At 62.5% G+C, this 6433-nt stretch carries 6 protein-coding genes; all 6 read left to right on the top strand.

Annotated features, from left to right (window positions below):
• Nucleotides 1–4: 4 nt before the first annotated feature.
• Genes LQ215_RS23945 through LQ215_RS23970 form a run of 6 tightly spaced genes read left to right on the top strand, consistent with a single transcriptional unit; the run spans nucleotide 5 to nucleotide 5614 of the window.
• The gene (locus LQ215_RS23945; RefSeq protein ID WP_230152861.1) at nucleotides 5–484 is read left to right on the top strand and encodes a TadE/TadG family type IV pilus assembly protein; all 480 of its coding nucleotides are present in this window, start codon (nucleotides 5–7) and stop codon (nucleotides 482–484) included.
• Nucleotides 484–978, top strand: coding sequence for a TadE family protein (locus LQ215_RS23950; protein WP_230152862.1), 495 nt, complete (start codon nucleotides 484–486; stop codon nucleotides 976–978). The genes LQ215_RS23945 and LQ215_RS23950 overlap by 1 nt, the downstream gene beginning before the upstream one ends.
• The gene (locus LQ215_RS23955; RefSeq protein ID WP_230152863.1) at nucleotides 972–2192 is read left to right on the top strand and encodes an AAA family ATPase; all 1221 of its coding nucleotides are present in this window, start codon (nucleotides 972–974) and stop codon (nucleotides 2190–2192) included. Before LQ215_RS23950 ends, LQ215_RS23955 begins: the two co-directional genes overlap by 7 nt.
• A gap of 3 nt (nucleotides 2193–2195) precedes the next feature.
• Nucleotides 2196–3638: a CpaF family protein gene (locus LQ215_RS23960; protein ID WP_230152864.1), complete on the top strand. Its 1443-nt coding sequence runs from the start codon at nucleotides 2196–2198 to the stop codon at nucleotides 3636–3638.
• A complete protein-coding gene (locus LQ215_RS23965; protein WP_230152865.1) occupies nucleotides 3635–4621 on the top strand; it encodes a type II secretion system F family protein in 987 nt (328 codons plus the stop codon). Before LQ215_RS23960 ends, LQ215_RS23965 begins: the two co-directional genes overlap by 4 nt.
• A 27-nt stretch (nucleotides 4622–4648) precedes the next feature.
• Nucleotides 4649–5614 carry a type II secretion system F family protein gene (locus LQ215_RS23970; protein WP_230152866.1) on the top strand — a complete coding sequence of 322 codons (966 nt, stop codon included), beginning with the start codon at nucleotides 4649–4651 and terminating at the stop codon, nucleotides 5612–5614.
• Nucleotides 5615–6433: the final 819 nt, after the last annotated feature.

Here is a 6433-nt window from a genome sequence, read left to right on the forward strand (position 1 = left end):
CGTCATGGGATTTTCTCATTTCAAACCAGCGCAAGCCCAGCAAGGCGTGGCGCTGGTGGAGTTCACCCTGGTGCTGCCGTTGCTGCTGTTGCTGCTGCTGGCCTTCGGCGAGTTCGGTCGCATGCTCTACCAGTACAACGTGCTGTTGCAGGCCAGTCGCGATGCCGACCGTTTCGTCGCCAGCCAGGCGTGGAACTCCACCCTCGGCGCCGTCGCTTTGAGCAGCACGCTCCTGACCCAGACGAAAAACGTTGCGGTATACGGCGTGCCCAGCGCTAGCGGAGCCGCCGTGGTGTCCGGGTTGACCACGGCTAATGTGCAGGTCGCCGCCGTGGGCATCGATCATGTGCGCGTCACCATTACCTACACCTTCTGCCCGGTGATTGGTGCGGGCAGCTGCACTGGGTCGATCCCCGGGTTTTTTGGCAACGCCATTCCGCTGGGCATCCAGTTGGTGGCGACCACTGTCATGAGGGCGCTCTGATGAACAATAAGCACATGCGCGGCACGTACGTCGTGGAGTTCGCCTTCGTTGGGCTGTTGGTGTTTACCCTGTTGTTCGGTGTGGTGGAGATGGGCCGGTTGTATTTCACCGTCAATGCACTGGATGAAGCCGCGCGGCGCGGTGCGCGCCTGGCAGCGGTGTGCAATATCAGCGACCCGGTGGTGTTGCGGCGGGCCATCTTCAACGCGGCGACGGATTCAGGCACCAGCCAGCTGATCAGCAGCCTGGCGACCTCGAACCTGGCGCTGACCTATCTGGACGTCAACGGGGCCGTGGTGGCAAATCCCGCCGACACGTCTGGCGTCACTGGGTTTCGTGCCATCCGCTATGTCCAGTTGAGCGTACAGAACTTCGTTTTCAACCTGTTCATTCCCGGCTTAGGCGTGCCCATTACCTTGCCCACGTTCAGGGCAACCTTGCCACGCGAAAGCCTTGGGCGTCATTCCGATTCCGGGGAGATCACACCATGCTGAACACCAGGGAAACTCCGCTTGCGTCCACTACCGGCAGAGCCGGGCTGCGGATACTGATCAGCAGCCGCGATGCCACGTCCCTGCGTGACCTGCAATGCGTCTGCCAGCGCATGCCTGGTCTTGAGGTGAGCACGCGCCTGGTGAGCAACGGGCACGTCGATCCGCTCTACGGCCTGGACCGCATGCCCGACCTGCTGCTGTTGCGCGTCAGCCACCTGTGGCGCGAAGAGTTGTCAGCCTTGCTGCAACGTCCGGCCCATGAGCGCCCGCCCATGTTGGTGTGCGGTTTGCTGAGTGAGCAGGAGAGCATGCGCCTGGCCATGCAGGCCGGTGCTCGCGACGTGCTACCCGAACCCATTGCCGACACCGAATTGGTGGCGGCGTTGAATCGCCTGGTCGCGGATGTGCGCCTGGGCAGTGGCAACGAGGGCAAGCTGGTCGCCGTGATCAGCGCCAAGGGCGGCTCCGGCGGGACCTTGGTGGCGTGCAACCTGGCCCAGCAACTCAGCGTCCGGGCAGGCAATACCTTGCTGCTGGACATGGACCTGCAATTTGGCAGCGTGACCCATTACCTGGATGTGGCGCAGTCCCACAGCCATCTGGAAGTGCTGCAGCAGGTCGATGAGATGGACAGCGTCGCGCTGCGGGGTTTTTGCAGCCACTTCAGCCCGACCCTGCATGTGCTCGGCGGTCGGGCCGGTGAGTTGTGCCTGCCCCAGGACGCCCAACCGGAACAGCTCGACGCCCTGTTGCAACTGGCCCGCGCCAGTTATGACTGGGTGGTGGTGGACCTGCCGCGGCAGATCGATCACCTCACCGGCTCGGTGCTGGAGCAGGTGGACCGGGTGTACGTGGTGGTGCAACAGAGCGTCAGCCACCTGCGCGACGCCAGTGCCCTGGTGCGCATCCTTCGCGAAGACCTGGGCGTGCGCGGGGATCAGTTGCAGATCGTGATCAACCGTTATGACAAAAACGCCGCCGTCAGCCTCAAGGACATCGGCGAGGCCCTGCGTTGCACGAATCTGTCGAAATTGCCCAATGACTTCAACCTGGTCAGCCAGAGTCAGAACACTGGCGTGCCGTTGGGGCTGCATGCGCCGAAGGCGGCAATCACCGCCGCCCTGCGCGAGTTGACCGAAGACCTGGTCGGTCACCAGATGGCCACGGACAAGGGCCTGCTTAAACGTGCCTTCAACCGTTTTTTCGGGGGATGACCCATGATCAGCGACTTTCGTAACCGCTTGCGCAAACAGCCCGCCAAACCTGGCGCTTCAGTGGGTGTCCAGCCCGGCGACGGCCTGCCGGGCCCGACAGTCGCGTTGATGGCCTGGGAGCAGGCCATTCCCGACGTGCTTTACGAAACCCGCAGCCAGGTCACGCCGGTGGAGGCCGAGTGGCGGGAAAAGATCTACCAGCAATTGCTCAAGGTCATGGACCTGTCGTTGCTCGATGCCCTCGAACAAGTCGAGGCCGCGCGGCAGATACGCGATATCTGCCAGCGCCTGCTCGAGGAACATTCGGCACCGGTGAGTACCGTCAGCCGTCAGCTGATCATCAAGCAGATCACCGACGAAGTGCTCGGCCTCGGGCCGCTGGAACCGCTGTTGGCCGACCCTAGCGTGTCCGACATCCTGGTCAACGGGTTTGCCTCGGTCTATGTCGAGCGCTTCGGCAAGCTGCAGCGCACCGACGTGCGTTTTCGCGACGACCAGCATTTACTGAACATCATCGACCGCATCGTTTCCAGCCTGGGGCGACGTATCGACGAGTCCTCGCCCTTGGTGGACGCCCGGCTCAAGGACGGTTCGCGGGTCAACGCGATCATTCCACCGCTGGCCATCGACGGTCCGAGCATGTCGATCCGGCGCTTCGCCGTGGACCTGCTCAACACCGACAGCCTGATCCAGGTCGGCACCATGACCCCGGCCATTGCCTTGCTGCTCAAGGCCATCGTTCGCGGGCGCCTGAATGTGCTGATCTCCGGCGGGACCGGCAGCGGCAAGACCACCATGCTCAACGTGCTCTCCAGTTTCATCCCCCACAACGAGCGCATCGTCACCATCGAGGATTCGGCCGAGTTGCAACTGCAGCAACCCCACGTGGTACGCCTGGAAACCCGCCCGTCGAACATCGAGGGGCGCGGCGAGGTGAGCCAGCGGGAGTTGGTGCGCAACAGTTTGCGGATGCGCCCGGACCGGATTGTCATTGGCGAGGTGCGCGGCGCCGAGGCGATGGACATGCTCACGGCGATGAACACCGGCCACGACGGCTCCCTGACCACCATTCACGCCAACACCGCACGGGATGCGTTGGGGCGAGTCGAGAACATGGTGTCGATGACCGGGGCGACTTTTCCGATCAAGGCCATGCGTCAACAAATTGCCTCGGCCATCGATGTGGTGATCCAACTGGAGCGTCAAGAAGACGGCAAGCGACGGGTGGTGAGCATGCAAGAGATCAACGGGATGGAAGGGGAGATCATCACCATGACCGAAATTTTCTCCTTCGTGCGCCAGGGCATCGGCGAGCATGGCGAGGTGCTTGGGGAGTATCGGCCCAGTGGCATGATCCCGGCCTTCCGCGATGTGCTGGCCAAGCGCGGCATCGAATTGCCGCTGACCCTGTTTCGCCCTGAGTGGATGGAGGGCCGGACGTCATGAACAATATCCCCAGTGAATTCATCCTGATGTTCCTTGGCATGGTGTTCATCGCCGTGTTCCTGCTGTCCCAGGGCGTGGTGGTGCCGGTGTTCGGCGAAGCCGGCAAGATGCGCAAGCGCATTCGCGGGCGCCTGCATGTACTGGAGAAGGCCAACCACTTGCCCAACATGCAGACCGTGTTGCGGCAGAAATATCTGACGCGTCTGTCCCCCTTGGAAGCTCGCCTGGAACAACTGCCGTTCATGGCCAACCTGACCCAACTGATCGAACAGGCCGGGCATCAATACCGGGCTTATCGGGTCATGCTGCTCGGTCTGATCCTGGGGGTGGCGGCCGGTGCGTTGGTGCTGATGGTCTCGCCGCTCTGGTGGCTGGCGCTGTTGGCGGCATTTGCGCTGACCTGGCTACCGGTGCTGAAAGTCCTGCGTGACCGCAACAAGCGTTTCGCCGCGTTCGAGGAAGGTTTGCCGGATGCATTGGACGCCATGTGCCGGGCCTTGCGCGCCGGGCATCCGTTCAACGAAACCCTGCGTCTGGTCGCCGAGGAGCACAAAGGGCCGGTCGCCCAGGAATTCGGCATGACGTTTTCCGACATCAACTATGGCAACGACGTGCGCCGGGCCATGCTCGGCCTGCTGGAGCGCATGCCGAGCATGACGGTGATGATGCTGGTGACCTCGATCCTCATCCACCGCGAGACCGGCGGCAACCTGACCGAAGTGCTGGAGCGCCTGAGTCGGTTGATTCGCGGGCGTTTCCGTTTCCAGCGCAAGATCAGGACGCTGTCGGCCGAAGGGCGAATGTCGGCCTGGGTGCTGGTGGCGATCCCGTTCGTGCTGGCGATCGCCATCGTGCTCACCAGCCCCAGCTACATGCCGGTGCTGATCAATGACCCCATAGGGCACAAGCTGATCATCGGCGCGTTCTGCGCCATGTTGATCGGGATTTTCTGGATAAAAAAGATCATCCGGATCCAGGTTTAAGCGCTGTTGCGCCGAGAGGTTTCAGTCATGGACTTTTTGCTCGGATTGTTGAGTCGGTTCACCGGCAACGAAGAGCTGGCACGCCTGTTGTTCGTCACCGTGGTCGGCATCAGTACGGTGCTGGCGGCCGTCGCGCTCCTGCTATTGATGCTGGGCTTGCAGGATCCAGTGCAGCGACGCCTGGCGCTGATCAAGCGTGGATATGCCGGCAACACGGCGGGGCAGGAGGCGCCCAGTAACCTGCAGCTCTTGTTGGAGCGGGTCGGCCAGCGTTTTGCCTCGACCGACCAGGCCCACACGTCCGCCACCCAGACCTTGCTGACCCACGCCGGTTACCGGTCTGCCTCGGCGGTGCAAATGTATTGGGCGGTGCGCCTGATGTTGCCGTTGTTGATGGTCGGCGTTGCGTTGTTGCTGCTGCCGATGGTCAAGGTTTCAGTGGCCATCGGCCTGCTGGCGGTGACCCTCGTGGCGGGCATCGGCTGGTTGCTGCCGGCGATCTACGTCGGCAAGCGCAAGCAGGCACGGCAAGGCCGGCTGCGTGCCGCGTTCCCGGATGCGCTGGACCTGATGGTGGTTTGCGTCGAGTCGGGCCTCGCCCTGCCCACGACGATCGAGCGGGTGGCTGAAGAGATGTCGGTCAGCCAGGTTGAACTGGCCGAGGAACTGGCGCTGGTCAATGCGCAGATCCGGGCGGGCATCACCAGCACTGAGGCCCTCAAGCAACTGGCCGTGCGTACCGGCCTGGAGGATATCCAGGGTCTGGTCAGCCTGCTGGCGCAGAGCATCCGTTTCGGCACCAGCGTGGCCGATACCCTGCGCATCTACGCCGATGAGTTTCGTGATCGGCGTACCCAGGCGGCGGAAGAAATGGGGGCCAAGATTGGCACCAAGCTGATCTTTCCGCTGATCTTCTGCCTGTGGCCGAGTTTTTTCCTGGTTGCTATTGGTCCGGCCATGATTGGTGTGTTCAGAGCCTTTGGGAATATGTAGGTCGGTGGTCTTATGTTCACCACAGTCCCATTTTGGGAGCGGGCTTGCTCGCGAAGGCGGCCTCACGGCTGGACTTGCTCTTGTTGATTGAGTACATATCCGTTGCTGCGGTAACGGCTGCTTAGGGTTCCGCCCTGACGGCGGGTCACTTTCGAAAATCCGGAAGCCGGCCCAGGCGAAAGTAACCAAAGCGCTTTTGCCCCACCACTCGGCACCTTGCCTAGGCTCGGTGTGCCCTCACTCCGGCATTGCTCCGTGGGCCCGCCGCGAAGGGCCATCCATGGCCCAGCGCGGCTATCCCGGCATCCATGCCGGGATGCCCACTGCGCAATGCCTACGTTCGGCCAGCGTGGTTAACGGGGCGCCCGAGATCAACGTCCACCCCGAGGCGGCCTAGTAGCCGACCTGGTTCTCCCGGTCGTCCACCTATCAGATCTGTTTGCAGGACCTGTGGGAGCAAAGCTTGCTCGCGAGGCGGCCTGACAGCCGACCTGGCTCTCGCGGTCGTACTCCGATCCATTGTGGGAGCGAGCCTGCTCGCGAAAGCGGTGGGTCAGTTTGCATGGATGTTGGATGTGAAGGCCCTTTCGCGAGCAAGCTCGCTCCCACAGGTGATCCTGGGTGTCCATGAGTCTTGTGATCACCACAGGCCCATTGTGGGAGCGAGCTTGCTCGCGATAGCGGGGTGACAGTCAATGAAGGTGTTGGGTGTCAGTCCGCCTTCGCGAGCAAGCCCGCACACAGGGTTTTTTCTGTGATCAGCCGATCGTTCCAGACCAAACACAACACCTGTGGCGAGGGAGCTTGCTCCCGCTGGGC

This window comes from Pseudomonas brassicacearum (genome assembly GCF_918698105.1).
Lineage (GTDB): Bacteria > Pseudomonadota > Gammaproteobacteria > Pseudomonadales > Pseudomonadaceae > Aquipseudomonas > Aquipseudomonas brassicacearum_F.

Coding starts and splice junctions, on each gene's coding strand:
- LQ215_RS23945 (WP_230152861.1), top strand. CDS start 5: ATGGGATTTTCTCATTTCAAACCAGCGCAAGCCCAGCAAGGCGTGGCG.
- LQ215_RS23960 (WP_230152864.1), top strand. CDS start 2,196: ATGATCAGCGACTTTCGTAACCGCTTGCGCAAACAGCCCGCCAAACCT.
- LQ215_RS23965 (WP_230152865.1), top strand. CDS start 3,635: ATGAACAATATCCCCAGTGAATTCATCCTGATGTTCCTTGGCATGGTG.
- LQ215_RS23970 (WP_230152866.1), top strand. CDS start 4,649: ATGGACTTTTTGCTCGGATTGTTGAGTCGGTTCACCGGCAACGAAGAG.
- LQ215_RS23955 (WP_230152863.1), top strand. CDS start 972: ATGCTGAACACCAGGGAAACTCCGCTTGCGTCCACTACCGGCAGAGCC.
- LQ215_RS23950 (WP_230152862.1), top strand. CDS start 484: ATGAACAATAAGCACATGCGCGGCACGTACGTCGTGGAGTTCGCCTTC.